At 73.7% G+C, this 24836-nt stretch carries 27 protein-coding genes; 13 read left to right on the top strand and 14 right to left on the bottom strand.

All coding sequences use genetic code 11. The features are described from left to right. The first annotated feature begins 78 nt into the window (after positions 1 to 78). Both ACOV8S_RS12465 and ACOV8S_RS12460 read left to right on the top strand, forming a co-directional pair. Complete coding sequence (locus ACOV8S_RS12465; protein ID WP_448317841.1) at positions 79 to 918, top strand: SURF1 family cytochrome oxidase biogenesis protein; 840 nt, start codon at positions 79 to 81, stop codon at positions 916 to 918. Between the two features lie 28 nt (positions 919 to 946). Beyond that, positions 947 to 1702 (top strand): SDR family oxidoreductase, encoded by a 756-nt coding sequence (locus ACOV8S_RS12460; protein ID WP_448317840.1) that lies wholly within the window; start codon positions 947 to 949, stop codon positions 1700 to 1702. 75 nt (positions 1703 to 1777) lie between these two features. Here the strand turns inward: ACOV8S_RS12460 and amaP are convergent, their stop codons facing one another. The 5 genes from amaP to ACOV8S_RS12435 all read right to left on the bottom strand — a co-directional run bounded on the left by amaP (position 1778) and on the right by ACOV8S_RS12435 (position 4085). Beyond that, positions 1778 to 2365, bottom strand: a complete 588-nt coding sequence (gene amaP, locus ACOV8S_RS12455) for an alkaline shock response membrane anchor protein AmaP (protein WP_448317839.1) — start codon at positions 2363 to 2365, stop codon at positions 1778 to 1780. After that, positions 2362 to 2991: a DUF6286 domain-containing protein gene (locus ACOV8S_RS12450; protein WP_448317838.1), complete on the bottom strand. Its 630-nt coding sequence runs from the start codon at positions 2989 to 2991 to the stop codon at positions 2362 to 2364. The genes amaP and ACOV8S_RS12450 overlap by 4 nt, the downstream gene beginning before the upstream one ends. After that, positions 2988 to 3359 (bottom strand): Asp23/Gls24 family envelope stress response protein, encoded by a 372-nt coding sequence (locus ACOV8S_RS12445; RefSeq protein ID WP_448317934.1) that lies wholly within the window; start codon positions 3357 to 3359, stop codon positions 2988 to 2990. The genes ACOV8S_RS12450 and ACOV8S_RS12445 overlap by 4 nt, the downstream gene beginning before the upstream one ends. Positions 3360 to 3374: 15 nt before the next feature. Further along, positions 3375 to 3560, bottom strand: coding sequence for a hypothetical protein (locus ACOV8S_RS12440; protein ID WP_448317837.1), 186 nt, complete (start codon positions 3558 to 3560; stop codon positions 3375 to 3377). A 99-nt stretch (positions 3561 to 3659) separates the two neighbouring features. Beyond that, positions 3660 to 4085 (bottom strand): Asp23/Gls24 family envelope stress response protein, encoded by a 426-nt coding sequence (locus ACOV8S_RS12435; RefSeq protein ID WP_448317836.1) that lies wholly within the window; start codon positions 4083 to 4085, stop codon positions 3660 to 3662. An 86-nt stretch (positions 4086 to 4171) separates the two neighbouring features. Between ACOV8S_RS12435 and ACOV8S_RS12430 the strand changes: the two genes are divergently transcribed. Continuing rightward, entirely contained in the window at positions 4172 to 4966 is a 795-nt protein-coding gene (locus ACOV8S_RS12430) for a nucleopolyhedrovirus P10 family protein (protein WP_448317835.1), read from the top strand. A gap of 104 nt (positions 4967 to 5070) precedes the next feature. Here the strand turns inward: ACOV8S_RS12430 and ACOV8S_RS12425 are convergent, their stop codons facing one another. Then, on the bottom strand, positions 5071 to 5292 hold the full coding sequence (locus ACOV8S_RS12425) for a hypothetical protein (RefSeq protein WP_351118167.1): 222 nt from the start codon (positions 5290 to 5292) through the stop codon (positions 5071 to 5073). Between the two features lie 43 nt (positions 5293 to 5335). Beyond that, positions 5336 to 6589 (bottom strand): anion permease, encoded by a 1254-nt coding sequence (locus ACOV8S_RS12420; RefSeq protein ID WP_448317834.1) that lies wholly within the window; start codon positions 6587 to 6589, stop codon positions 5336 to 5338. 303 nt (positions 6590 to 6892) lie between these two features. Between ACOV8S_RS12420 and ACOV8S_RS12415 the strand changes: the two genes are divergently transcribed. The 3 genes from ACOV8S_RS12415 (at position 6893) to ACOV8S_RS12405 (ending at position 10354) form a co-directional block, all read left to right on the top strand. Beyond that, a complete protein-coding gene (locus ACOV8S_RS12415) occupies positions 6893 to 7570 on the top strand; it encodes a class II aldolase/adducin family protein (protein WP_448317833.1) in 678 nt (225 codons plus the stop codon). An 88-nt stretch (positions 7571 to 7658) separates the two neighbouring features. Continuing rightward, positions 7659 to 8795, top strand: coding sequence for an alpha/beta hydrolase (locus ACOV8S_RS12410; RefSeq protein ID WP_448317832.1), 1137 nt, complete (start codon positions 7659 to 7661; stop codon positions 8793 to 8795). Between the two features lie 89 nt (positions 8796 to 8884). After that, the gene (locus tag ACOV8S_RS12405; protein WP_448317831.1) at positions 8885 to 10354 is read left to right on the top strand and encodes a hypothetical protein; all 1470 of its coding nucleotides are present in this window, start codon (positions 8885 to 8887) and stop codon (positions 10352 to 10354) included. Positions 10355 to 10465: 111 nt separating this feature from the next. Here the strand turns inward: ACOV8S_RS12405 and ACOV8S_RS12400 are convergent, their stop codons facing one another. Continuing rightward, positions 10466 to 10879 (bottom strand): VOC family protein, encoded by a 414-nt coding sequence (locus ACOV8S_RS12400; protein ID WP_448317830.1) that lies wholly within the window; start codon positions 10877 to 10879, stop codon positions 10466 to 10468. A 195-nt stretch (positions 10880 to 11074) separates the two neighbouring features. Here ACOV8S_RS12400 and abc-f point away from each other — a divergent pair, with 195 nt between their 5' ends. From abc-f to ACOV8S_RS12385, 3 genes are all read left to right on the top strand, one after another. Then, a complete protein-coding gene (gene abc-f, locus ACOV8S_RS12395; RefSeq protein ID WP_448317829.1) occupies positions 11075 to 12673 on the top strand; it encodes a ribosomal protection-like ABC-F family protein in 1599 nt (532 codons plus the stop codon). A 318-nt stretch (positions 12674 to 12991) separates the two neighbouring features. After that, positions 12992 to 13213, top strand: a complete 222-nt coding sequence (locus tag ACOV8S_RS12390; protein WP_030578326.1) for a helix-turn-helix domain-containing protein — start codon at positions 12992 to 12994, stop codon at positions 13211 to 13213. Between the two features lie 135 nt (positions 13214 to 13348). Continuing rightward, entirely contained in the window at positions 13349 to 14140 is a 792-nt protein-coding gene (locus tag ACOV8S_RS12385; protein ID WP_448317828.1) for an enoyl-CoA hydratase/isomerase family protein, read from the top strand. A 65-nt stretch (positions 14141 to 14205) separates the two neighbouring features. On the opposite strand, the gene ACOV8S_RS12380 is transcribed toward ACOV8S_RS12385, so the two are convergent. Together ACOV8S_RS12380 and ACOV8S_RS12375 are read right to left on the bottom strand one after the other, a co-directional pair. Then, a complete protein-coding gene (locus ACOV8S_RS12380) occupies positions 14206 to 15297 on the bottom strand; it encodes an amidohydrolase family protein (RefSeq protein ID WP_448317827.1) in 1092 nt (363 codons plus the stop codon). Between the two features lie 33 nt (positions 15298 to 15330). Next, complete coding sequence (locus ACOV8S_RS12375; RefSeq protein WP_448317826.1) at positions 15331 to 16833, bottom strand: PstS family phosphate ABC transporter substrate-binding protein; 1503 nt, start codon at positions 16831 to 16833, stop codon at positions 15331 to 15333. A gap of 266 nt (positions 16834 to 17099) precedes the next feature. Here ACOV8S_RS12375 and ACOV8S_RS12370 point away from each other — a divergent pair, with 266 nt between their 5' ends. From ACOV8S_RS12370 to ACOV8S_RS12360, 3 genes are all read left to right on the top strand, one after another. Beyond that, entirely contained in the window at positions 17100 to 18200 is a 1101-nt protein-coding gene (locus ACOV8S_RS12370; protein WP_448317825.1) for a pyridoxal-phosphate-dependent aminotransferase family protein, read from the top strand. A 338-nt stretch (positions 18201 to 18538) separates the two neighbouring features. Next, positions 18539 to 19249, top strand: a complete 711-nt coding sequence (locus tag ACOV8S_RS12365) for a DsbA family oxidoreductase (RefSeq protein ID WP_448317824.1) — start codon at positions 18539 to 18541, stop codon at positions 19247 to 19249. Between the two features lie 129 nt (positions 19250 to 19378). Then, the gene (locus tag ACOV8S_RS12360; protein ID WP_448317823.1) at positions 19379 to 20431 is read left to right on the top strand and encodes an aminotransferase class V-fold PLP-dependent enzyme; all 1053 of its coding nucleotides are present in this window, start codon (positions 19379 to 19381) and stop codon (positions 20429 to 20431) included. Between the two features lie 93 nt (positions 20432 to 20524). On the opposite strand, the gene thpD is transcribed toward ACOV8S_RS12360, so the two are convergent. The 4 genes from thpD to ectA all read right to left on the bottom strand — a co-directional run bounded on the left by thpD (position 20525) and on the right by ectA (position 23873). Continuing rightward, entirely contained in the window at positions 20525 to 21439 is a 915-nt protein-coding gene (gene thpD, locus ACOV8S_RS12355; protein ID WP_448317822.1) for an ectoine hydroxylase, read from the bottom strand. Between the two features lie 4 nt (positions 21440 to 21443). Beyond that, entirely contained in the window at positions 21444 to 21842 is a 399-nt protein-coding gene (locus tag ACOV8S_RS12350) for an ectoine synthase (protein WP_382559271.1), read from the bottom strand. Positions 21843 to 21903: 61 nt separating this feature from the next. Then, a complete protein-coding gene (ectB, locus tag ACOV8S_RS12345; protein ID WP_448317821.1) occupies positions 21904 to 23175 on the bottom strand; it encodes a diaminobutyrate--2-oxoglutarate transaminase in 1272 nt (423 codons plus the stop codon). 131 nt (positions 23176 to 23306) lie between these two features. After that, positions 23307 to 23873, bottom strand: a complete 567-nt coding sequence (gene ectA, locus ACOV8S_RS12340; RefSeq protein ID WP_448317820.1) for a diaminobutyrate acetyltransferase — start codon at positions 23871 to 23873, stop codon at positions 23307 to 23309. 485 nt (positions 23874 to 24358) lie between these two features. Between ectA and ACOV8S_RS12335 the strand changes: the two genes are divergently transcribed. Then, the coding region (locus tag ACOV8S_RS12335) for a TerD family protein (protein ID WP_448317819.1) at positions 24359 to 24836 on the top strand (478 nt) is incomplete at its 3' end.

The raw sequence follows: 24836 nt of genomic DNA, 5'->3' as shown, positions 1-24836 counted from the left end.
CAATTGCCGCGTCCCGGCCCGCCCCCGTCCGCCGGGGCCGGGGGCGGGCCGGGACGCGGCAATTGTTACCGTCGTCCTGTGTACCGCTTCCTGTTGACCCGGCAGTGGGTGATCGTCACCCTGGTCGCCCTCGCGCTCATCCCCACGATGATCGAGCTGGGCTTCTGGCAGTGGCACCGTCACTTCGACCGGGTCGCCTCCAACCAGCGCATCGCGCGGGCCCTGGAGGCCGATCCGGTGCCGGTCGCGTCGCTGACGCGGCCCGGCGCACGGGTCGACCGCGACCTCTACTACCGGCGCGTGAGTGCCCGCGGGGTCTTCGAGACCGACCGCGAGGTGGTGGTGCGCCGCCGTACCAACGCGGACGACCGGGTCGGCTACCACGTGCTGACCCCGCTGCGGATGGACGACGGGCGCTACCTGCTGGTCAACCGCGGCTGGGTGCCCACGGACGGCGGGCAGTCGGAGTTCCCCGAGATTCCCGCCCCGCCCCGCGGCGAGGTGACGGTCACCGGACGGCTGATGGCCGACCAGACCACCGCGGAGAGCGGTATCAAGAACCTCTCCGACCTGCCCGACCGGCAGGTGATGCTGATCAACAGCGAGCAGGAGGCCGAACGGCTCGGCGCCGAGGTCCTCGGCGGGTACGTCGAGCTGGTCTCCCCCGCCCCCGCCGACGGCAGCCCGGAGCCGGTCTCCGGTCCCGACCACGACTCCATCGGCAACCACATGGCCTACGCGATCCAGTGGTGGCTGTTCACCGCCGGCGTGCCGGTCGGCTGGGTGGTGCTGGTCCGGCGCGAGCTGCGGGAGCGCCGCGAGGAGGCCGGGAAGGGTTCCGGCGGGGACGGCGACGGGTCCGGCGGCGTCGGCGGCGAGGACGCCACGGAGGGGACGCCCACCCCGGCCCCCGCCTGAGGGCGGCGCCGGGTGCAGGATGGTGGGCATGGATCTTGGACTGAAGGATCGTGTCTACGTCGTCACCGGCGGCTCCCGCGGCCTGGGCAACGCCACCGCGCGCGAACTGGTCGCCGACGGCGCGAAGGTGGTCGTCTCCGGCCGTGACGAGGACTCCGTCGCCGCGGCGGTCGCGGAGCTGGGCGCGAACGCCGTGGGCGTGGCCGCCGACAACGGCGACCCCGCCACGCCCGAGCGGCTGATCGCGGCGGCCCGTGAGCGCTTCGGGCGGTTCGACGGCGTGCTGATCAGCGTGGGCGGGCCGCCGGCCGGGATGGCCGCGGACAACACCGACGAGCAGTGGCTGGGCGCGTTCGAGACGGTGTTCCTGGGCGCGGTGCGGATGGCCAGGGCCGCCGCGGCGGAGCTCGGCGCGGGCGGCGTGATCGGCTTCGTGCTGTCCGCCTCGGTGCACGAGCCGATCGGCGGGCTGACCATCTCCAACGGGCTGCGGCCGGGGCTGGCCGGCTTCGCCAAGTCCCTCTCCGACGAGCTCGGTCCGCGCGGGGTCCGCGTGGTGGGCGTGCTGCCGTCGCGGATCGACACGGACCGGGTGCGGGAGCTGGACGCGCTGTCCGCCGATCCGGCGGCGACGCGGGCGGCCAACGAGTCGCGCATCCCGCTGGGCCGGTACGGGACCCCGGAGGAGTTCGGCCGGGTGGCCGCCTTCCTCCTCTCGCCGGCCGCGTCCTACCTGACCGGGATCATGCTCCCGGTGGACGGCGGCGTCCGCCGCGGCTTCTGAGCGCGCGAAGGGGCCCCGGCGCCCGGGAGGGCGGTCCGTGGGCCCCTTCGTCGCGTTGCGTGCGGCGCGTGGCGGTCAGGAGACGCGTTCGGCGCGGTGGGCGTGGGCTCGCATGCGGATCTCGGAGGGCAGCGAGGTCGTGCCCACCGCGGCGCGGGCGTGGGCCAGCGTTTCGGAGGTGAGGCGGTCCAGGGTCAGGCCCGGGTCCGCGTCCGGCTCCAGCCGCACCCGCATCCGCACCCGCGGCGTCCGCCGCCGCCCGGTGAGCCGTACCCGCACCCGCTCGACGCCGTCCAGGTCGGCCGCCTCGGAGGCGACCGAGCTCTCCAGCGCCCGCGCCCGCAGCGCCGCGCCCTCGTCGTCGCCCGTGTCGACGTTCACCACCGACAGCCGGTGCCGCTGCACCGACCGGGTCAGCCACCACAGGGCCAGGACGACCAGCACGGCGAGCACCGCGAAGACCACCGGCCACCACCAGCCCTCCTCGCGCCACTTGGTCCGCTCCGCCGTGGTGAGCAGGACGTCGTGCTCGTCGCGGTGGATCCACCAGCTCGGCGACGGCGCGCCCAGCCCGATCGCCAGGACCGAGCCGCCCAGCACCAGCAGCACCAGACCGATCAGCCCCAGCAGCACCCGGTTGACGATGCGCAGCACCCCGTTCACCCCTTCTTCCTCTCGGGACGGCGAACCCGTACCGCGAGGGACGGCGGCCGCGACAGGCCGAGCCCGCGCACCGCCTCCTCCAGCCGCGCACGGATGTCGGCGCCCACCTCGTCGAGCTCCCTGAAGTGCGCCACCGCGCGCACGTCGGCCTTCCTGCGCCCGACCTTGACCCGGGCCGACTGCACCGCGGGCACCTCAAGGGCCCGGTCCCTGAGGACCATGGCGGCCGCCTTGCGGTCCAGACCGGCGCGGATCTCCGGGTTGGTGCGCCGCATCGGCAGGATGCCCCGGACGCCGGGGGTGAGCGCCAGAATGAGCAGCCAGAGCCCGAGGGCGGCCGCCACCCCGGCCCCGACCAGCACCCACACATCGTCCAGCGGCCGCTCGGACAGCTCCCGGGCGAGGCTGCGGCGCACCGCCGTCACGGAGCGTCCGGCGCGGACCGCCGCCAGGTCGGACAGGAGCAGCACCGAGGCGGCCAGCAGCACCAGCGCGGCCACGGCGGAGGGCCGGCGCCGGGTGGACCAGAACCGTCCGGTGGCCCCGGGCTCGACCACCGTGGCCCCGGTGTCCGGGGCCTGCGGCGGCTGCTCGGACGGCCGTTCTTCCGTCGTCGTGTCGCTCATCGCAGTGCTCCCCGGACGGTGTACAGGCGTTCCACGTGCACCGCGACCTCCAGGACCTTCAGTCCGGTCAGCGCCGCCACCCGTTCGGTGACGCGGCGGCGCACCGCCCGGCACTGCCCGGCGATGTCGGACGGATAGGCCAGTTCGAGGCCGAGGTCGACTCGGGCGGTCCCGGCGTCCTGGTGCAGGCGCACGGTGGCGTAGGGCGGCACCGCGTCGGCGGGAAGGAACTCCAGCGCCTCGCGTGCGCTCTGGGCGGCGATCCGCGCCACCACACGGTCCGCGAGCCGGGTCTCGCCCCGCTCGCCGGCGGGCACGGAGGCCGGGCCGCCGCCCGGAGCGTTCTCCGGGCGGCGGGGGGCCGAGATCGAAGCGGGCACCCGTCACCTCCGCCGGTCGCCACGGGGACGGAACAGGTCACCCACGTCCAGGTCCCCCTCGAGGAACCTGCCGACCAGGAATCCGACGGCGCCCAGCGCCGCCACCAGCAGGAAGGCTCCGAAGCCACCGAAGTAGCCGGCGAAACCCAGCGCCATCCCGGCGATCATGCCGATCACGGCCATGTTCATCGTGCGCTCCTCATCGTGCGCTCCTCATCGTCCTCGGCCTCCGTCCCGTCGGCCACAGCCCATCGGACCGGGCCGCGCGACCGGACCTCGCGGAGCGGGTCACTGGATCCTGGGCTCCGGCGCGGACTCGTCCTCCTCGTCGGGGAGCTTCACGTCGCTCACCGCGATGTTGACCTCGACCACTTGCAGGCCGGTCATCCGCTCCACGGCGGCGACAACGTTCTCCCGGACGTCGCGGGCCACGTCGGTGATGGAGACGCCGTAGTCCACGACGATCTCCAGGTCGAGCGCGGTCTGCACCTCGCCGACCTCGGCCTTCACGCCGCGGGAGACGGACTTCGTGCCGCCTCCGCCCGGGACGCGCTCGCGCATCGCGCCGAAGGCCCGGGAGGTGCCGCTGCCCATCGCGTGCACGCCCATCACGTCGCGGGCCGCCAGACCTGCGATCTTCTCGACCACTCCGTCGGCGATCGTCGTGCGGCCGCGGGTGCCCGCGGCGCCGATGGCGTTCGTCGTCTCGCTCATAGCCGTACGTCCTTTCGGTCGTCCTCCTGTGACAACGCTAAGTGGCGTTTCCGTGACTCGCCGTGTGGATACGGCAAGGTGGAGGAATGACCTCCCATGCGAGAAGAACCTCTCAGGAGTTGGCCGGGACGGTCCGGCGCCGGACCGGACTCGGCAGGCCGCTGCCGCTGGGCGGGCCTGAGGACGGCTTGTGGATCGCCGCGCGCCCGGCCGGGACGGCGCTGCGGCAGGCGGCGCGCCAAGTGCCCGGGATCCGCCTGCGGAGCCTGCGGATCGCGCCCGCGGGCGGGACGGCGCAGCGCCCCGCGCCGCCCGCCCCCGAGGCGGCGGTGGCGGCGGGCCCGCTGCGGGTGGTGGCCGTCTTCGCCGCGGAGGCCGCCTCCTCGGTGGGGGGCGGCGAACCGGTGACCGAGGCCGCGCGCCGGCTGCGGGAGGCGGTCTCCGCGGCCGCGGACGAGCTGGGGCTGCTCGTCGGGACGGTCGATCTGGAGGTGGCAGATCTTCTTACCGGCGAGGACGCCCGTTCGGGTGACGCGGAGGCCGAGGAGGACGAGGACGAGCTCCCCGGGCCCCCGGGTCCGGCCCGTCCGGCCGGGGCCCACCAGGCGCCGATCGGCGGCGACGAGGCGCTCGTCGACGTGACGGTGCGGGCGGTGCCGGGCGTGCTGGAGCCGCGCGGGATGCCGGTGGTGCCCGGAGGCCCGGTGCGGCGCGGCCTGCACCTGTCCGAGGAGGCGGGGACCGGGCGGCGCCTGGTCCGGGTGGACGTGGCGGTGAGCCGGGCGCGGCGGCCGCTGGACGTGGCGCTCGACGTGCGTGCGGCGGTGACGCGGGTGCTGCCGCAGGCCGCGGTGGCGGTGCTGGTCACCGCGGTGGAGTAGGCCGGGACGGCAGGCGGCGGGGAACGCCCGGGGGCCCGGCGGAGAGCGTGTCTCCGCCGGGCCCCCGGGCGATTGCCGTGCGCTGTCGTGCCCGACCGGGAGGGTCAGGCGACGATCAGGTAGATGCCGAACGCCACCGCCGCCGCGCAGCCGGCGAAGCTGAGGTAGGCGCCGGTGACCGCGAGGGGGGCCGTGCCCCCGGTGCGGGCCGCCTTCTCCTTCTGGGAGAGGCCGGCGATGCCGAGGGTGAACAGGCCCACCAGGACCACGGTGGCCACGAGGCTGACCCCGAAGACGGAGCCGAGAGCCGCCCAGTCGATGTTCATGCTGCTTCTCTTCCTGGTTCGCTGGGGAGTGCGCCGGAGGTCGTCAGACCTTGGCGGGCGAGGTCGCGTGCTTCTCGTCGAGGCCGACGGCGGGGCCGGTGGCCTGGGCGGGCATCACGCGGCCGAGTTCCTCCTCGACCGCGAGGGTCGGGGGCACGCCGACCGCGGCGACGGCGTCGGCGACGATCCCCTCCTCCTCGACCTGGTTCACGTTGGTGTGGTCGACGACCTCACGGCGGGAGAGCAGCCAGATGCCGAGGCTGGAGCCGACCAGGAAGACGGCCACCACCACGGTGCCCCAGGTGCCCTGCTGGGTGACGTACTCGGCGCCCGCGGCGACCAGCGCGGCGGCCGGCAGGGTGAGCAGCCAGGCGACCAGCATCCGGCCGGCGGTGGACCAGCGGACCACGCCGCCCTTGCGGCCGAGGCCGGCGCCCATCACGGCGCCCGAGACGGAGTGCGTGGTGGAGAGCGAGAAGCCCAGGTGGGAGGAGGCCAGGATGACCGTGGCGGCGGAGGTCTGGGCGGCGAAGCCCTGCTGCGGCTGCAGGTCGGTCAGGCCCTTGCCCATGGTGCGGATGATGCGCCAGCCGCCGAGGTAGGTGCCGAGCGCGATGGCCAGGCCCGCGGAGGCGATGACCCACACCGGCGGGTCGGAGTCCGGGACGAGCACGCCGCCGGTGACCAGGGCCAGGGTGATGACACCCATGGTCTTCTGGGCGTCGTTGGTGCCGTGGGCGAGGGAGACCAGGGCCGCTGAGGCGATCTGTCCGGCGCGGTAGCCCTTCTTGGCGGTCCGCTCCTCGGTCCTCGAGCCGAGCTTGTAGGTCATCCGCGTGCCGACCGTGGCGGCGATGCCGGCCACCACCGGGGCGGCGAGAGCCGGGATCAGCACATTGGTGACCAGCGTGCCGCCGTTGACCGCGCCGAAGCCGGCGGAGGCGACGGTGGCGCCCAGCAGACCGCCCATGAGGGCGTGCGAGGAGCTGGACGGCAGACCGACCAGCCAGGTCACCAGGTTCCAGAGGATGGCGCCCACCAGGGCCGCGAAGATCACCTCGGGCTGGATCCCCGACTCGTCGACGAGTCCCTTGGAGATCGTGTTGGCGACCTCCACGGAGAGGAAAGCACCCACAAGGTTCAGCACGGCGGACATGGCCACGGCGATCTTCGGCTTCATGGCGCCGGTGGAGATCGTGGTGGCCATGGCGTTGGCGGTGTCGTGGAAACCGTTCGTGAAATCGAACGCGAGAGCGGTGATCACCACAATCGCGAGGATCAGCGAGAAGCTTTCCATTTACCCAGGCAATCGTTCGACGTCGTTGGCGATTCGAACGTAGGTAACCAGGGTGAACGGAAGGTGAACTGACGCCCTACGTGCGGTTTACGGTCACCCATGTGGGCCCCACGGGGATCGAGGACCGCCGCCCCGCGCCACCGGCCGGAGGTGTCGACCTGTCGGTACAACCCAACGGCCGCAAGCCCTCCGGGCCTCCCGACGACCCTCGCGGGCCCGCCGCGGCGCGACGGATCCGGCGTCGCCGGGGAGATCCTTGTCACGGCCGCGGCAGGGGCCGTGAGAGGTGGCAGGATTCCCGCCATGCGCGACACCGAGCGGACGAGCGTACCGGACGAAACGGCACAGGCCTGGCGGCGGCTGGTGGCCGCCGCCCGCCGCACCGCCGAGGAGGGCCTGGTGGTCGGCACCTCGGGCAACCTCTCGGTGCGCGTCGGCGACACGCTGCTGGTCACCCCTTCCGGGGTGCCCTACGACCGCCTGGGGCCCGGCGACGTGCTCGGCGTGGACCTCGACGGGCGCCGGGTGCTGGGGAGCGCCGAGCCGACCAGCGAGCTGCCGCTGCACCTCGCCGTCCACCGCGCCACCGGCGCCGGGGCCGTGGTGCACACCCACGCGGTGCACGCCACGGCCGTCTCCACGCTGGTCGACGAACTGCCGCCGGTCCATTACATGACGGCGGCGCTCGGCGGCCCGGTCCGGGTCGCCCCCTACGCGGCCTACGGCACCGAGGAGCTCGCCGCGTACGCCGTGGAGGCGCTGCGGGACCGCACGGCCTGCCTGCTGCGCAACCACGGCACGGTGGCCTGCGGCGACGACCTCGACCAGGCGTACGACCGCACCGCCCAGCTGGAGTGGATGTGCCGCCTGTGGCTGCTCGCCTCCTCCGTCCCGGGGCGCTCCCCCACCCTCCTGACGCCCGCGCAGCTGACCGAGACCGCGGAGCGCCTGCGGCACTACGGGCGGCCCGCCGAGGGCTGACAGCGCCGGAACGGGGCACACGAGCGTGCGAGGAAGCCCGACGCGGCTTGCGGTGGCGAGGTCTGGGGAGCTCCGTGAAACTGGTCAGGTGCGCACTGTGAACATCAAGGCCGCTACAGCCGTCACGGCGGTCGCCGGAGCGGCGGCCGCGGTGGCCGCCGGACGGCTGGCGGGCGACGCCGCGCTCAAGACGCCGCCGGACCGCCCGCTGCCCACGGAACCCCACCTCACCGTGCACGCCGTCGGCGAGGACTGGATCAGCCTCACCCGTGACCTGGCGGCTCTGCGCCCGGGGTACTACGGGCTCATCGGCAAGGACGGCGGGGCCGGCGGTGCGCACGCCGTGGTCGGCCCGGTCCGCGAGGACGTCGCGCACGCCGCGGACGCGGTCGTCCGCGGCCTGCGGAGCGTGCAGCGGGGCTCCTTCCGCCCCGGCGACCGCGTGTGGCTCACCCCCTCGCTGCGCGTCGGCAACCCGGTGACCGCCCTGGACCTGACCTACGCGGACGTGGAGGTCCCCGGCGAGCTGGGCATGCTGCCCGCCTGGTTCATGCCGGGGCAGCGCTCCACCTGGGTGATCGCCGCCCACGGCCTGGGCTCCACCCGTGAACAGGTGCTCAACCTGCTCCCCTTCTTCCACGACCAGGCCTTCGCCGTGCTCGCCCTGGCCCACCGCGGCGACCCGGACGCCCCGCGCTCCCCCGACCGCCGGTTCCACTTCGGCGAGACCGAGTGGCGCGACCTGGACGCCGCGATCCGCTACGCGGTCCGTTTCGGCGCGCGCCGGGTGGTCCTGCTGGGCTGGTCGGCCGGCGCGACCATGGCGCTGCGCGCCGCCCAGCGCTCGCCGCTGCGGAGCCGGATCGCCGGACTGGTGCTGGACTCGCCGGTGCTGGACTGGGAGGCGACGGCGCGCACCCTGGCCTCCGCCCGCGGGGTGCCCCGCGCCCTGCTGCCGCTGGCGGTGCGCGCGGCGCGCGGCAGGCTGCAGGCCCACGAGGACCCCGCCTGGGACGCCCCGGAACCGCTGCGGACGCCCACGCTGATCCTGCACGGGCCCGACGACGAGGTGGCCGACTGGGAGCTGTCCCGCTCCCTCGCCGACCGCCTGCCGCAGCTCGTGACGTTGCGGACCTTCCACGACGCGCCGCACGCGGCGATGTGGAACAGCGACCCGAACCGGTACGAAGAGGCCGTGCGCCGCTTCCTCACGCCCTTCATGTGACGCCCCGGTCGGCCTTCGGAGGCACCGTTCCGAAGGCCGACCGGACGTTCCGTTTGGGTTTTCGGTCCCCCACCCGAGAGACTGCCCCCGTGACGTCCCGTAACCCGCGCGACTCCAGGCTTCGACTCGTCCGTACCCGACCCCTGGCCGCCGCCCCCCGAGTGACGGACCAGCGGCGTGCCCCGAGGCCGGCGCCCCGGCCACCCGAGGGGACGCCGCCCCGCTCCGCGCTGGCCGCCATGGCCCGCGCCCGGCTGACCGGCCCGGTCCGCGTGGCCCGCTGGGCCGACGCGGCGCTGGGCCCCGGCACCGAGGGCGGCACCCCCGACGGCAAGGGCACGCTCTCCGACCCGACCGCCGCCCGCGCCGCCCGGGAGCTCGGGCTGAGCGTCGAGCGGGTCCGCTCCGACTGGGACATCGCCCGGCTGGCCGGACTGGTCGAGGTGCACGGCGCCGACGCCCGCCCCGGCTGGCGGCTGCGCGCCTGGGACCGCGACGACAGCGCCGTGCTGCGCGGCTGGGTCGCCCTCTTCGACGCCTGGTCGCTGGCCTGCCCCGAGCCCGACGACCTGCAGCACTCCGCGGTGTCCGACACCGTCTCGGCGATGCCCCAGGTGCTCTCCTTCCTCCAGCTGTCGGCCGGACCGGTGCCCGTGGAGCAGCTCCTCGACCTGCTCGGGCAGCGGGTCACCGAGCTGCGCACCGAGCGCTGCGAGGTCCCCTACACGGCGACCCCCGACGCCCACCCCTCCGAGCCGCCCACCGAGCCGACGGCCTCGCCGCCGCTGCCCGAGGAGCGGACGGCCCCCCGGCCCGTCACGGCGGACGAGTTCGCCCCGCTGCTGGACTGGGCGCTGGGCGCGCTGGCCGGCGTGGGCGCCCTGGAGCTGGAGGACGAGGGGCCGGCCCGGCAGGCCACGCTCACCCCGCTGGGCAGCTGGGCGGTCTGGGTCAAGCTCGAGCAGATCTGCGTGGCCGCGCAGAGCCCGGCGGGCAACATCGAACAGGCCGCCGAGGACATGCTGCGCGGCTGCGCCCGGCTGCGGCCCAACGCGGCCCGCGCCGAGTACCAGGCGTGGCTGGCGGCCCGGCCGGTGGGCAGCGCGGTCGCCGAGCTGCTGGCCGCCGCCCGAGGCGAGGACGCCCTGCTGCGGGGCCTGGCCTTCGACGCGCTGCGGGTCGTCGGCGCCCCCGCCGAGGCGGAGGTCCGCGCCGCGGCCGCCGAGGCGGTGCTGCGGCCCTACGCGCTGCTGTGGCTCGCCGTGCACGAGGGCGCCGACGCCGAGGACGCCCACGAGGTGCTCACCCGGGAGGAGGCCACCTGGCTGTGGGTCGACACCGCGGCGGCGGTGGCCGACCACGGCGAGGGCCCGATGCTGGTGCGCCACCTGGAGTCGGCGATGCAGCCGACCGTGCCGCAGCTGCTGGAGGAGGTCCGCGCCGTCGGCCACCCGCGCACCGTGCAGGTGCTGGTGGCGCTGGCCGCGGCCCACCCGGACCCGGCACTGGCCAGGGCCGTGCGCCGGGCGGCCTTCCAGGTGCACACCGGGGGCGGCTGACCGCCGTCCGCCGCGCCGGGCCGCGTGGCCGACGCCCCGGGCTGGACGTCTGCGCCCGTGCCGGCCGCCCCGCGTCGCCGCGCGGGGTGACCCGGCGCGGGGACGGGTGGCTCAGGCCGGTGTCCCGGGGGCGTACGTGCCGAAGCTCCACACGTTGCCCTCGAGGTCCCGGGCCATGTAGTCCCGCGAGCCGTAGTCCTGGTCGGCCGGCGCCGTGAGGATCTCCACGCCGTGCTCCACGGCGCGGGCGTGGTGGGCGTCGACGTCCTCGACGACCACGTAGACCCCGGCCGGGCCGGCGTCCCGCATGGTCCGGGCGAAGACCCCGCCGTTGTCCTTGGAGCCGAGCATCACCACCCCGCCGCCCTGGGCGAGCTCGGCGTGCGCCACCGTGCCGCCCTCGCCCTCGTGCAGGGCGAGCTGCCGGAAGCCCAGGGCCTCGGTCAGCTGCCGCACCGCCGCCCTGGCGTCCGCGTAGAGCAGCGTCGGGCACAGACCGCAGGGTCCGCCTCGGGATTCGGCCATGGCTGCCACCTGCCTCGGATGTCGGTTTTGTGTGACCTGTTGCACAGTCTGGCACCCGGGTCCGACACCGCACGCCGGGAAATCTGCTTGCATCCGCCCGTTAGACTTTTGGGCATGGCCTTTCTCCTCGCGCATTAGACGGCGGTACGCCTCCGCGAAGACCGTCCGCCCTTCCTCACGCCCTGGAGTCTGACCGTGATCACCGCCACCGGTATCGAACTGCGTGCCGGCGCCCGCGTCCTCATCGAGTCCGCCAGCTTCCGCGTCGCCAAGGGCGACCGCATCGGCCTGGTCGGCCGCAACGGAGCCGGCAAGACCACCCTCACCAAGGTCCTGGCGGGCGAGGGCATCCCCGCCGCCGGCAGCGTCACCCGCTCCGGCGAGGTCGGCTACCTCCCGCAGGACCCCCGTACCGGTGACCTCGACGTGCTCGCCCGCGACCGTGTCCTGTCCGCCCGCGGGCTCGACGTGCTGCTGCGCAAGATGCGCGAGAACGAGGAGCGCATCGCCAGCGGCAAGGGCTCCACGCGCGATAAGGCGATGAAGCAGTACGAGCGCCAGGAGACCGAGTTCCTCACCAAGGGCGGGTACGCCGCCGAGGCGGAGGCCGCCACCATCGCCGCCGCCCTCAATCTGCCCGACCGGGTGCTCGGCCAGCCGCTGCACACCCTGTCCGGCGGTCAGCGCCGTCGTATCGAGCTGGCCCGCATCCTGTTCTCGGACGCCGACACCCTGCTGCTCGACGAGCCGACCAACCACCTCGACGCGGACTCGATCGTCTGGCTGCGCGACTACCTGAAGAGCTACCGCGGCGGCTTCGTCGTGATCTCCCACGACGTCGAGCTGGTCGAGACGGTCGTCAACAAGGTCTTCTACCTGGACGCCAACCGGGCCGCCATCGACGTCTACAACATGGGCTGGAAGCTCTACCAGCAGCAGCGCGAGGCGGACGAGAAGCGCCGCAAGCGCGAGCGCCAGAACGCCGAGAAGAAGGCCGCGGCGCTCAACGCCCAGGCCGACAAGATGCGCGCCAAGGCCACCAAGACGGTCGCCGCGCAGAACATGGCCCGCCGCGCCGAGCGGCTGCTCTCCGGCCTCGAGGACGCCCGCCAGTCCGACAAGGTCGCCAAGCTCCGCTTCCCGGAGCCCGCGCCCTGCGGCAGGACTCCGCTGATGGCCGAGGAGCTGTCCAAGTCCTACGGCTCGCTGGAGATCTTCACCGACGTCGACCTGGCCATCGACAAGGGCTCACGCGTCGTCATCCTGGGCCTCAACGGCGCGGGCAAGACCACCCTGCTGCGCATGCTGGCCGGGGTGGAGCAGCCCGACACCGGCCGGATCGTCCCCGGGCACGGCCTGAAGGTCGGCTACTACGCCCAGGAGCACGAGACGCTGGACCCGGAGCGCTCGGTGCTGGAGAACATGCGCTCGGCGGCGCCCGACCTTGACCTGGTCGAGGTCCGCAAGGTGCTCGGCTCGTTCCTGTTCTCCGGCGACGACGTCGACAAGCCGGCCGGCGTCCTCTCCGGCGGCGAGAAGACCCGTCTCGCCCTGGCGACGCTGGTCGTCTCCTCGGCCAACGTGCTGCTGCTGGACGAGCCCACCAACAACCTCGACCCGGCCAGCCGCGAGGAGATCCTCGGGGCACTGCGCACCTACAAGGGCGCGGTGGTGCTGGTGACCCACGACGAGGGCGCGGTGGAGGCCCTCCAGCCGGAGCGGATCATTCTGCTCCCGGACGGCATCGAGGATCTCTGGGGCGCCTCGTACGCCGACCTGGTGGCGCTCGCCTGACCCGTATTGGATCATTCGGACGATCCCCGCTCCATCATCTGTGTGAGAACACCTGGTACCCAGGTGTGTCGTGCATGCATTTTCGGCCGGGCTCCCTCCTGCGGGGAGCCCGGCCGCTTTACATCCGTGACCTGCTGATTCGTCCGGAATACCGCTCAGCTGTGCGGGTACCGGTCGACAGAATGACGCATTCCGATTGTGCGCACACACTCCTGTCGTCAAAAGCCGGTCGCACGGACCTTGCCGAATGGGTGGCCAGGACGGCGGGGAGGGGTGATCATGAGAGGACCAGAGCGCACTTCCCATGAGGAGGCACGGGTGGCCGAGACTCTGAAGAAGGGCAGCCGGGTGACCGGCGCCGCGCGCGACAAGCTCGCGGCAGACCTGAAGAAGAAGTACGACTCCGGTGCGAGCATCCGGGCGCTGGCCGAAGAGACCGGCCGCTCGTATGGCTTCGTGCACCGGATGCTCAGCGAGTCGGGTGTCACGCTCCGTGGGCGTGGCGGGGCGACGCGTGGCAAGAAGGCGCAGTCGGCCTGAGGCCGGGCAGCCGTCGGCTCCGATGAACGGCGGCCACCCGGTCGGTCCCCCGACCGGCCGGGTGGTTACTGTGCAGTCACTTACCGGCGCGTCTCACGGGGACGCGTCGGACGACCGCACCCATTCGGAGGCGTCATGACTTCGCTCGACCCTGTCCTCGACCAGGACGGAGTCCGGCTCGTCGTCGACGGTGAGACCGCGACGGTGACCTTGACCAACCCGGCCCGGCGCAACGCGCAGAGCCCTGCCCTGTGGCGGGCCCTCGCGGAGGCCGGCCGGGCGCTCCCGGGCGACGTCCGGGTGGTCGTGCTGCGCGGTGAGGGCAAGTCCTTCTCCGCGGGACTCGACCGCCAGGCGTTCACGCCCGAGGGCTTCCCCGGCGAGCCGTCCTTCCTGGACATGGCCCGCGGCGGCGACGCCGAGATGGACGCGATCATCGCCGGGTACCAGGAGGCGTTCACCTGGTGGCGCCGCAGCGACATCGTCACCGTCGCGGCCGTGCAGGGGCACGCCATCGGCGCCGGATTCCAGCTCGCCCTCGCCTGTGACCTGCGGGTCGTCGCGGACGACGTGCAGTTCGCCATGCGCGAGACCAGCCTGGGCCTGGTGCCCGACCTCACCGGCACGCAGCCGTTGGTGGCGCTCGTGGGATACGCCCGTGCGCTCGAGATCTGCGCCACCGGACGGTTCGTGACGGCCCAGGAGGCGGTCACCAGCGGTCTGGCCAACCTCGCGGTGGAGCGGGAGCAGCTGGACGACACGGTGCGTGATCTCGTCGCGGCGCTGCTGGCCGCACCGCGCGACGCGGTGATCGAGACGAAGGCGCTGCTGCAGGGCGCGGCGGGCCGCTCGTTCGACGAGCAGCGGGCGGCGGAGCGGGCCGCGCAGGGCCGGCGTCTGCGGGACCTCGCGGGGGTCGGGGAGTAACTCCCCTCCCCCGCCGCCGTTCTCGGCCGGGGCCTCCGTGGAGGGCCCCGGCCTTCACGCTCGGCTCACGCCACCACGTGGCCGTCGAGGACGACGCGGCGGGGTGCGGCGAGGGCGGTGACGTCCTGGCGGGGGTCGGCGTCGTAGACGACCAGGTCCGCCGGGGCGCCCTCCTCGATGCCGGGCCGGCCGAGCCAGGACCGTGCGGTCCACGAGGCGGCCCCGACGGCGTCGGCGGCCGGGATGCCGGCCCGCACCAGCTCGGCGACCTCCTCCGCGACCAGCCCGTGCGGCAGCGACCCTCCGGCGTCGGTGCCCACGAACACCGGCACGCCGGCGTCCCAGGCGGAGCGCACCGTGTCGTAGCGCCGCTCGTGCAGCCGCCTCATGTGGGCGGACCAGCGCGGGAACTTCTCCTCCCCGCCCGCCGCCAGGTGCGGGAAGGTGGCGATGTTGACCAGGGTCGGGACGATGGCCACGCCCCGTTCCGCGAAGAGCGGGATGGTCTCCTCGGTGAGCCCGGTGGCGTGCTCGACGCAGTCGATGCCCGCCTCGACCAGGTCCCGCAGCGAGTTCTCGGCGAAGCAGTGCGCGGTGACCCGCGCGCCCAGCCGGTGCGCCTCGGCGATCGCGGCCTCGACGGCCCCGCGGGGCCAGCAGGGCGCGAGGTCGCCCTCGCCGCGGTCTATCCAGTCGCCGACCAGCTTCACCCAGCCGTCGCCGCGCCGGGCCTCCTGGGCGACGTACGCGACCAGGTCCTCCGGCTCGATCTCCCAGGCGAAGTTGCGGATGTAGCGCCGGGTGCGGGCGATGTGCCGCCCGGCCCGGATGATCTTCGGCAGGTCCTCGCGGTCGTCGGTCCACCGGGTGTCGGCGGGCGATCCGGCGTCCCGCAGGAGCAGTGCCCCGGCCTCCCGTTCGGTCAGCGCCTGCTTCTCCGCGACGTCGTCCGGCACCGCGCCGTGGGGGCCGAGTCCGACGTGGCAGTGGGCGTCGACCAGCCCGGGCAGGACCCAGCCCTCGACCGTGCGGACGTCCCGGGCCCCGGCCGGGCGGTCGAGGCTGATCCGCCCGCCGACCACCCAGATCTCGTCGAGGACCTCCTCGGGCCCGACCAGCACCCTCCCCTTCACCCGCAGCACCGCGTGATCGCTCATGCCCCGCACCCTAGATCCCCCGGTCCCGCTCCGTCATGAGGGGCGGCACAGCCGCGGGTTGGCGAGGTCCGCGCAGGGCCGCTGGCCGTACTCGCGGATCACGTCCTGACCGACCTCCAGGGTGATGTACCGCAGGAACCCGGCGGTCAGGGAGTCGGCCGGCGGCTGCCCGTAGGTGTACGCGTACTCCGTCGCCCAGAACGGGTAGACGCCGCGGTCCGCGGCGTCCGGTTCTGCCGGGTGGCCGCCGATGCGGACCAGGTGGAGGCGGTCCGCATCGGCGGCGGCCGCGTGGGCCTCCGCGTAGCCGAGGGCGCCCGGGACGGTGGCGACGGTGTCCAGGACCTCCGTCGTGGAGCCGCGTTCGCAGCGCAGCGTGGGGTTGTCGGGGCGGGCGACCCGCCGGCGGCAGTCCTGGGAGGTGACGTTGGGCTCGGTGGCGCCGCCGAGGACGCGTTCCTCCAGGGCGCGCCGGCTGCCGGAACTCGAGTAGCGGCCGACCAGGGCGATCGGCAGGTCGTTGCCGCCGACGTCCTTCCAGTTGCGGTACCGGCCCGCGTAGACGCGCCGGATCTGTGCCGGCGTCAGGTCCTGGACCCCGGCGTCCTTGCTGACGACCAGGGTGAGGAGGGAGAACGACACGGGGCGGGGCAGCAGCTGCGGGTGGCCCTCGCCCTTCGGCCCGTCGGAGAAGGCGAGCATCGCCGGGCCCTCCTCGCCGGCGCGGCGTCCGGCTTCGTCGAGGGCACGGACGCCCTCCTGACTGCCGGTGGCCCGGACGTCGATCTCGACCTCGCCGGGGGCGCCGTCGCAGGCCCGCAGGTAGCTCTCGGCGGCCTTCTCCACCACGGGACGGAAGGCGGTGGAGCCGACCACGGTGAGCTTCCCGGAGGCGCAGTCCACGGCGGCGGCGGAGTCCTCGCCGGACACGTAGTACAGCGCGACGATCAGCGAGGCCATCACGGTGATCAGCGCGACCACGCCCCGGGACACGCCGGAGCGGTACCGGGTGCGGATGACCCGGCCGCCCTTGATCCGGCTCTCCATCACCGCGTCGGACGCGTCGCCGTCCCGGTCGGGCGCGGCGTCCGGGTCGAGTTCGTCGAGCAGGACGAGCACCTTGTAGTGCTCGTTGCGGTTGAGCGGCACCCGGGGCAGCCGCAGTACGTCGGGTTCCTCACGCCCGGGGTCCCCGTTGAGCTCGGGTATGGCGTTGGTGGGCGAACTGGGGCCGCGCCGGGCGGGGTCGAAGGCGCGCACGACCCGGCGGCGGGGGAAGCGCACGGACAGCCCCACCGGGTCGGTCTCCATGTAGTCGTCGACGTCGACGGGGACCGAGCCGTTGTTCTCGATCCGGACCAGGACCAGCGAGGGGTGCCGTGCGCCGGCGAACTCGCCGCCGAACGCCCGGGTGTCCATCTGGATGCGGTAGCCGAGCCGCCTCCTGCCGATGAAGAAGAACTCGTACACGCCGGCCGCCGTCGGGATGACGACGCCGAGCACGGTGAGGGTGATCTCCCAGGGGAACGTGTCCATGGTGGGGACAACGTACGGTCGGCCTCGGGCCGTCGGGAGGCCGTGGGCGACGGCGGGCGTGAGAGTTCACCGGCTGTTGCCGGGCCGTTCTCCGCGGGTGTCCGCGGCCGTACCGAGGGCGGCCGGAACCGGTCCGTCCGCTGCCCCGCCCGGGTACCGGTTACCCTCAGGGCGCATCGGCCTTTCCCGCGCCGGGCCTTCCCGATCGGCCCGCGCGCGGCGTACGTGCCAGTCCCCCGCAGTTCCTGAGCGAAGAGAGCACCACCGTGACCCACCCCTTCCTGGACCTGGCGCCGCTCAGCGCCGCCCGTTTCGCCGACGTCGCGGACCGGGTGGCGCGGCTGCTCGGCACCCGCAACGACGTCGTCATCACCCAGGGCGAGGCGCTGCTGCCGCTGGAGGGCGCGATCCGCGGTTGCGCGGGTCCGGGGACGGTGGCGCTGAACGTCGTCACCGGTCCGTACGGGCAGACCTTCGGCGACTGGCTGCGCGACTGCGGCGCGACGGTGCACGACCTGGCGGTGCCCTTCCACACCGCGGTGACCGCGGGGCAGATCCGCGAGGCGCTGGCCGAGCACCCGGAGATCGACTTCGTCTCGCTGGTGCACGCCGAGGCGGCCACCGGCAACACCAACCCGGTCGGGGAGATCGGTGAGGTGGTCCGGGAGCACGGCGCGCTGCTGTACCTGGACGCGGTGGCCTCCGTCGGCGCGGAGCCGGTGCTGACCGACGCGTGGGGCGTCGACCTGTGCGTGATCGGCGCGCAGAAGGCGCTGGGCGGCCCGGCGGGCGTGTCCGCGGTGTCGGTGAGCGAGCGGGCCTGGGCGCGGATGGCCGCCAACCCGAAGGCGCCCCGCCACTCCTACCTGTCGCTGCTGGACTGGAAGGAGCGGTGGATCGACCGCGGCCGCACCGCGCTGCTGCACGCCCCGGCGCAGCTGGAGATGCTGGCGCTCGAGGCCTGCGTGGAGCGGGTCGAGGGCGAGGGCCTGGAGGCGCTGATGGCCCGCCACGCGTCGGCCGCCGCGGCGACCCGGGCCGGCGCGGTGGCGCTGGGCGGCGGGCTGGAGCCGTACGTCCACGACGCGCGGGACGCCGCCCCGGTGGCGACCACGCTGCGCACCCCCGCCGGGGTGGTGGCCTCCGAGCTGGTCGCGCGGGCGCTGGCTGCCGACCCCGCGCTGCCGCTGGCGGCGGGTGGCGGCGCGCTCGCCTCGGAGATGATCCGGGTCAACCACTACGGCCGGGACGCCACGCCGGGCGCCGTCCAGGGCAGCCTGGCCGCGCTGGGCGCGGCGCTGGCGGAGCGCGGCGCCGAGGTGGACCTCGCGGGCGCGCTCCGGGCAGCCGCCGGCGCCTGGAAGTAGGCCCCCGCACCGGTCCGCCCCCGCGCGAGGCCGCCTTGGCGGCCCGGGCGGCCGTGTCGGTGAGCCCCGCGACCGGCCGCGCCGGTGGGTCCCGGGCCCGCGCCGGTGGGTCCCGGGCCCCTACCTGTCGAGTCCACGACGGTGCCGTCGGCCCGGACCTGCGTCCATGGGGCCCGCGCGGGTGCCGGCGGATCCTCGGGGCCGCGCGGGTTCGGCCCCGGCCTTCGCGGGCGCGCCGCCCGGGCCCCGGGACCGCGAGGGGCGGGTGCCCGGGAATGCGGCGGCCGGGCGAACGGTTTCCGCACGGAGAACTGCCCCCTGCTTGATGGAGTGCCCCCGTGCGTGTGGAGATCTGGTCCGACATCGCGTGCCCCTGGTGTTATGTCGGGAAGGCCCGTTTCGAGAAGGCGCTGGACGCCTTCGCGCACCGTGACGACGTCGAGGTCGTGCACCGGTCGTTCGAGCTGGACCCGGGGCGCGCCAAGGGGGACGTGGAACCGGTCCTCGGGCTGCTGGCCAAGAAGTACGGGATGAGCGAGGAGCAGGCGGCGGCCGGGGAGGCGAACCTGGCTGCCCAGGCGGCCGGCGAGGGCCTGCCGTACCGGTCCGAGGGCCGTGACCACGGCGGCACCTTCGACCTGCACCGGCTGCTGCAGCTGGCGAAGGAGCGGGGCCGCCAGAGCGAGCTGCTGGACCTCTTCTACCGGGCCAACTTCGCCGAGGAGCGTTCGGTCTTCGGCGACGCCGACGAGTACCTGGTCGAGCTGGCCGTGCGGGCCGGCCTGGCGGAGGACGAGGTGCGCGAGGTGCTGGGCGACCCGTCGGCGTACGCCCGCGAGGTGCGGGCCGACGAGCAGGAGGCGGCCGAACTGGGCGTCTCCGGCGTCCCGTTCTTCGTCATCGACCGCCGGTACGGGGTGTCCGGCGCGCAGCCGGTGGAGCTGTTCTCCCAGGCCCTCACCCAGGCGTGGGGCGAGCGGTCGCCGCTGACGGTGCTCTCCGACGGGGACGCCTGCGGCCCCGACGGTTGCGAGGTCCCGCGGCGGTGACGGACGGGCGTGCGCCGTCCCCCGTGGTGACGGCGCACGCCCGGGCCCGTTGCGGCATGCCGGGCGCGTGCCGCGCCGCGCGGTGACGCGCCGTGGACGGGGAGCGGCCGGGGATGCATCGTGAGTGTCATGCCGAACCTCGACCATGCCCCTGTCGTCGCGTCCGAGTTCGCCCCGGCGCGCGTGTACCTGAACACCGCCGCGGTCGGCCTGATCCCGGCCCGCTCCGCCCGCGCCGTCCGTGCCGCCCTGGACGAGGGCGCCGCGGGTCTGCCCCCCGACTTCTTCGGGCCCGTCGACGAGGCCAGGGCCGCCTACGCCCGGATCATGGGCGTGAGGGCCGACCGGGTGGCCGTCGGCACCTCGGTGGTGGGGTACTGCGCGCTGATCGCGGCCTCGCTGCCGGCCGGTGCCGAGGTGCTCACGGCGGAGGGCGACTTCAGCTCGCTGGTCAACCCCTTCCACGTGCGCGGCGACCTGAAGGTCCGGACGGTGCCCTTGGAGCGGATCCCCGAGGAGGTCGGTCCGGGGACTGCGATGGTGGCGGTGAGCGCCGTGCAGTCGGCCGACGGCCGCCTGGTCGATCTGCCGGCGCTGCGGGCCGCGGCCTCGGCGCACGGGGCGCGGATCTGCCTGGACGTGTCCCAGGCGGCGGGCTGGCTCCCGCTGGACGCCGGGGAGTACGACTTCACCGTCACCGTCACGCACAAGTGGCTGTGCGGCATGTTCGGCCTGTCGTTCCTGACCGTCCCGGAGGACTTCGGCGGGCTGCTGCCGCTGTCGGCCGGCTGGGTGGCGGGCGAGGACCCGTGGGCGAGCTGCTACGGGCCGGTGGCCGAACTGGCGGGCACGGCACGGCGGTTCGACGAGCCGCAGAGCGTCGCCTGCGTGGCCGGGGCGCGGTCCCTGGCACTGGTGGAGGAAGTGGGGGTCGAGGCGGTCCGCCGGCACGACCTGGCGCTGGCGGACCGCTTCCGCGAGGGTCTGCTGCGGCTGGGCCACGAGCCGCTGCCCTCGCCGGGCTCGCCGATCGTGTCGGTGCCGGGGCTGGGCGGTCGGCGGACCGCGCTGTCCGCGGCGGGGATCGAGGTCTCCGACCGCGCGGGCAGTCTGCGGGCGTCCTTCCACCTCTACAACGGCCCCGCGGACGTCGACCGCCTGCTCGACGCCCTGGAACGCTGAGCGGCCCGGCGTGCTGGACACCCGGCGCGGCGAACGCCTCGGGCGCGCCGGGCGGAAGGAAGGCCCGGCGCGCCCGGGGGGAACGCGGCCTGCTCAGCGCACCGGTGTGAAGTCGCGGGCCCCGAGGAAGGCGGGGCGCCGCACCGGCGCGGCGAACGGCTCGACGGCGGCGTTCTCCACGCTGTTGAACACGACGAAGACGTTGCTGCGCGGGAAGGGCGTGATGTTGTCGCCCGACCCGTGCATGCAGTTGCAGTCGAACCAGGTCGCCGCCCCGGCCCTGCCCGTGAAGAGCTTGATGCCGTGCTGCCCGGCGAGAGCGGTGAGCGCCTCGTCGGACGGGGTGCCCGCGTCCTGCATCTGCAGCGACTTCTTGTAGTTGTCCTTCGGGGTGGCGCCCGCGCAGCCGAGGAAGGTCTTGTGCGACCCCGGCATGATCATCAGGCCGCCGTTGGTGTCGAAGTTCTCGGTGAGCGCGATCGACACCGACACGGTCCGCATGTTCGGCAGACCGTCCTCGGCGTGCCAGGTCTCGAAGTCGGAGTGCCAGTAGAAGCCGGAGGCCCCGAAGCCGGGCTTGACGTTGATCCGCGACTGGTGGACGTAGACGTCCGAGCCCAGGATCTGACGGGCCCGTCCGACGACGCGTTCGTCGGCGACCAGGTGGGCGAAGAGCTCGCTGATCCGGTGCACCTCGAAGACGGAGCGGATCTCCTGGGTGCGCGGCTCGACGATCGAGCGCTCGTCGGCGCGGATCTCCGGGGCGGCCACCAGGCGGTCCAGCTCACGGCGGTAGACCTGGACCTCCTCCGGGGTGATCAGCTGGTCGACCGCCAGGAAGCCGTCGCGTTCGAAGGCGCCGAGGTCCTGCGGCTGGATCGGGCCTGGTGCGTCCGGGCTGCCCCAGACGACGGGGTCCTGGCGGGGAACCGTCACCTCCCGGGCGCCGCGCGTGGGGTAAAGGTCGGTGACGCCGTTTCCGGCGGGTGCGGTCGTCGCGGTGGACACGTGCTCAGACCTCCTCGGTGATCAGGGGGTAGACGCCGTTCTCGTCGTGGTCCTCCCGTCCGGTCACGGGCGGGTTGAAGACGCAGATGCAGCGGAAGTCCGTCCTCGGCCGCATGGTGTGCTTCTCGTGGCCGTTCAGGAGGTACATGGTCCCGGGCGTGATCAGGTACTTCTCACCGGTGGTCTCGTCGGTGAGCTCGGCCTCGCCCTCGGTGCAGACGACGGCCTCGATGTGGTTGGCGTACCACATGGTCGTCTCGGTGCCCGCGTAGAGGACCGTCTCGTGCACGGAGAAGCCGACGCCCTCCTTGGCCAGGACGATGCGCTTGCTCTCCCAGGTACCGGTGGCGGCCTTCACGTGCCGGTCGGTGCCCTCGAGCTCCTTGAAGGATCGGACTATCACGGTGTTGTGCTCACCTCTCCGGTGATCGTTGCGGCGGTCGTGCGGGGGCTGGGACGGCGCGTCACGCCGTCTCCCGTACGGCCCGGTCGAGGACGCGCAGGCCCTCGTCCAGCTCGTCGGGCGTGATCGTCAGTGCGGGGAGCAGCTTGACGACCTCGCTCTCCGGGCCGGAGGTCTCGATGAGCAGGCCGTGGTCGAAGGCGCGGCGCGCCACCCGGCCGGCCCGCTCCTTGTCGCGGAACTCCAGGCCCCACACGAGGCCGCGGCCGCGGTACTCCTTGACGTCGGGGCGGTTCTCGGCGGTGATCTGGGCCAGCGCCTGGTCGACCTGCAGGCCGCGGGCCAGGGTCTGCTTCTCCAGGGCGGAGCCGTCCGACCAGTACGCCTCCAGGGCGGCGGTGGCGGTGACGAAGGCCGGGTTGTTGCCGCGGAAGGTGCCGTTGTGCTCGCCCGGCTCCCACACGTCCAGCTCGCCCTTGAACAGGCAGAGCGACATCGGCAGGCCGTAGCCGCTGATGGACTTGGAGACGGTGACGATGTCCGGGGTGATGCCGGCCTCCTCGAAGGAGAAGAAGGCGCCGGTGCGGCCGCAGCCCATCTGGATGTCGTCGACGATCAGCAGCATGTCCTGCCGCTCGCACAGCTCGGCGAGGGCGCGCAGCCACTCCGGGCGGGCCACGTTGATGCCGCCCTCGCCCTGCACGGTCTCCACGATCACGGCGGCGGGCTTGTTGAGGCCGGAGCCCTGGTCCTCCAGGAGGCGCTCGAACCACAGGAAGTCGGGGACCGTGCCGTCGAAGTAGTTGTCGAACGGCATCGGGGTGCCGTGCACCAGCGGGATGCCGGCGCCGGCCCGCTTGAAGGCGTTGCCGGTGACGGCGAGCGAGCCCAGCGACATGCCGTGGAAGGCGTTGGTGAAGGAGACGACCGACTCGCGGCCCTTCACCTTGCGGGCCAGCTTGAGCGCCGACTCGACGGCGTTGGTGCCGGTCGGACCGGGGAACATCACCTTGTAGGGCAGGTGGCGGGGCTGGAGCACGAGGCGGTGGAAGGTCTCCAGGAAGGACCGTTTGGCCGTCGTCGACATGTCCAGGCCGTGGGTGACGCCGTCCCGCTCCAGGTGGTCCAGCAGGGCGCGCTTGAGCACCGGGTTGTTGTGGCCGTAGTTCAGCGAGCCGGCGCCGGCGAAGAAGTCGAGGTACGCGCGGCCCTCCTCGTCGTACATGTGGCTGCCCCGGGCGCGGTCGAACACGGTGGGCCAGGCGCGGCAGTAGCTGCGCACCTCGGACTCCAGGGTCTCGAAGACGGTCAGGTCGGGCTGGGTGACGGTCACGGCGTGGAGCTCCTCGTGGGAAGTCGGAGACGTCGGGGAAGTCGGAAGGGGCAGGGCCGCACGGGCCGGCGGGCCGGTGTTCCGGGGCGCGGGAGCCGCCGCCGGCGGTGGGGGCAGCCTCCGGCGGTGGCTCACAGCGGTGCGATGCGGTGCAGGACCTCGGGGGCGTGGGCCTCTCCCTCGGCCGGGAACTGCTCGCCGGCGAACAGGACCTCGTGGGTCACCTGGGCGCCGTGGCGGGCGGCGAAGGAGGCGAAGAGGCGCTCGGAGGCCTGGTTGCCCGGGGTGATGGTGGTCTCCACGGTGTCCACGCCGAGCTCGCTCTCGCGGTCGATCCGGGCCACCAGCTCGTCGAGCATCCGGCCGGCCAGTCCGTGGCCGCGGTAGCGCTCGTCCACGGCCACCTGCCACACCAGGAGGACCCTGGGGTCCTCGGGGCGAAGGAAACCGGTCACGAAGCCGGCCGCCCGGCCGTCCTCGGAGCGGGCCACCGCGGAGGTGGCGGCGAAGTCACGGCACCACAGCAGGTAGCTGTAGGACGAGTTGAGGTCGAGCGTCCGGGAGTCACGGGCGATGCGCCACAGGGCGGCGCCGTCGGCCACGTTCGGGCGTTCGACGCGGAATCCGTCACGGAATCCGCCGGGGAATTCGGAAGTCGTCGTCGTCTGCGTCGTCGGGGCTGCTTGAAGGGCAGTCATGCGAAATGAACCTACCCAGCGGAAAAGAGAAATGCATTCCCGCTCGGGGTTACGCGGCCCGGACCCGCTGTGGTATCACGCGGGCGCGCAGCAGAGGTCGCCATGAAGGCTGTTATGCGAAGTTTCGCCCGGCACAAACGGGACGTAACGGCCACATTGTGAGCCTGATTACATTGACGTAACACTGACTCCGCACCCGTGGATCGCTCCCACGATCTTCGCAGAACCTTGACGTTTGGCCTTCTGCCGATTGGGCATGATCGAAAGGGAAACGCGCGGTGAATAAGCTCCTGAATTGCCCTTCCAATTCACCGGACGATGCCGGCCTGCCGGACCCCGTCCGTCGACGCGGAATGCAGGAGCGGGCGCCGAGCGCGCACTCCCGGGGCCCGGGCGCCCTGCCCCTCCCGACCCGTCCGGACCACCCGTTCGGCCGGTAAGGGAACGGTAAAAGGGTCCCGGTCGTTCTTCCTCACATGACCGCTATGACCCCTGGCTCGAACATCCCCCTCAATCCCGCCCGTGTGACGGTCGAGGTCACCGCACCGGTGCGGCTGGACGTCTCGGGCCTGATGCTCACCGCCGACGGCAAGGTGCGCTCGGACGACGACTTCATCTTCTACAACCAGCCGTCAGGACCGGGCGTGACGTACCGTTCGGGCGGCGGGACGGCTCCCGACTCCGTCACCGTGGACACCGCCGCCGTCCCCCCGGCCATCGAGAAGATCGTGGTGACGGCCAGCCCGGACGCGGCAGGCCAGACCTTCCAGGGCATCGAGCCCACCGCCACGCTGCGCGACGCGGACGGCGGCTCGGTCCTCGCCACCTTCACCCCGCCGGGCCTCGGCTCCGAGACGGCCCTCGTGGTGATCGAGATCTACCGGCGCAACGGCGTCTGGAAGGCCCGTGCCGTCGGGCAGGGCTACGCCGACGGGCTGGCCGGCATCGCCACCGACTTCGGCG

The organism is Streptomyces sp. CO7, assembly GCF_053474865.1.
Note: the sequence above shows the minus strand (reverse complement) of the source record. Positions and strands in the feature narration are given on the sequence as shown.

Coding starts and splice junctions, on each gene's coding strand:
- ACOV8S_RS12460 (WP_448317840.1), top strand. CDS start 947: ATGGATCTTGGACTGAAGGATCGTGTCTACGTCGTCACCGGCGGCTCC.
- ACOV8S_RS12450 (WP_448317838.1), bottom strand. CDS start 2,991: ATGAGCGACACGACGACGGAAGAACGGCCGTCCGAGCAGCCGCCGCAG.
- ACOV8S_RS12440 (WP_448317837.1), bottom strand. CDS start 3,560: ATGAACATGGCCGTGATCGGCATGATCGCCGGGATGGCGCTGGGTTTC.
- ACOV8S_RS12435 (WP_448317836.1), bottom strand. CDS start 4,085: ATGAGCGAGACGACGAACGCCATCGGCGCCGCGGGCACCCGCGGCCGC.
- ACOV8S_RS12430 (WP_448317835.1), top strand. CDS start 4,172: ATGACCTCCCATGCGAGAAGAACCTCTCAGGAGTTGGCCGGGACGGTC.
- ACOV8S_RS12425 (WP_351118167.1), bottom strand. CDS start 5,292: ATGAACATCGACTGGGCGGCTCTCGGCTCCGTCTTCGGGGTCAGCCTC.
- ACOV8S_RS12420 (WP_448317834.1), bottom strand. CDS start 6,589: ATGGAAAGCTTCTCGCTGATCCTCGCGATTGTGGTGATCACCGCTCTC.
- ACOV8S_RS12415 (WP_448317833.1), top strand. CDS start 6,893: ATGCGCGACACCGAGCGGACGAGCGTACCGGACGAAACGGCACAGGCC.
- ACOV8S_RS12400 (WP_448317830.1), bottom strand. CDS start 10,879: ATGGCCGAATCCCGAGGCGGACCCTGCGGTCTGTGCCCGACGCTGCTC.
- ACOV8S_RS12385 (WP_448317828.1), top strand. CDS start 13,349: ATGACTTCGCTCGACCCTGTCCTCGACCAGGACGGAGTCCGGCTCGTC.
- ACOV8S_RS12380 (WP_448317827.1), bottom strand. CDS start 15,297: ATGAGCGATCACGCGGTGCTGCGGGTGAAGGGGAGGGTGCTGGTCGGG.
- ACOV8S_RS12375 (WP_448317826.1), bottom strand. CDS start 16,833: ATGGACACGTTCCCCTGGGAGATCACCCTCACCGTGCTCGGCGTCGTC.
- ACOV8S_RS12360 (WP_448317823.1), top strand. CDS start 19,379: ATGCCGAACCTCGACCATGCCCCTGTCGTCGCGTCCGAGTTCGCCCCG.
- ectA (WP_448317820.1), bottom strand. CDS start 23,873: ATGACTGCCCTTCAAGCAGCCCCGACGACGCAGACGACGACGACTTCC.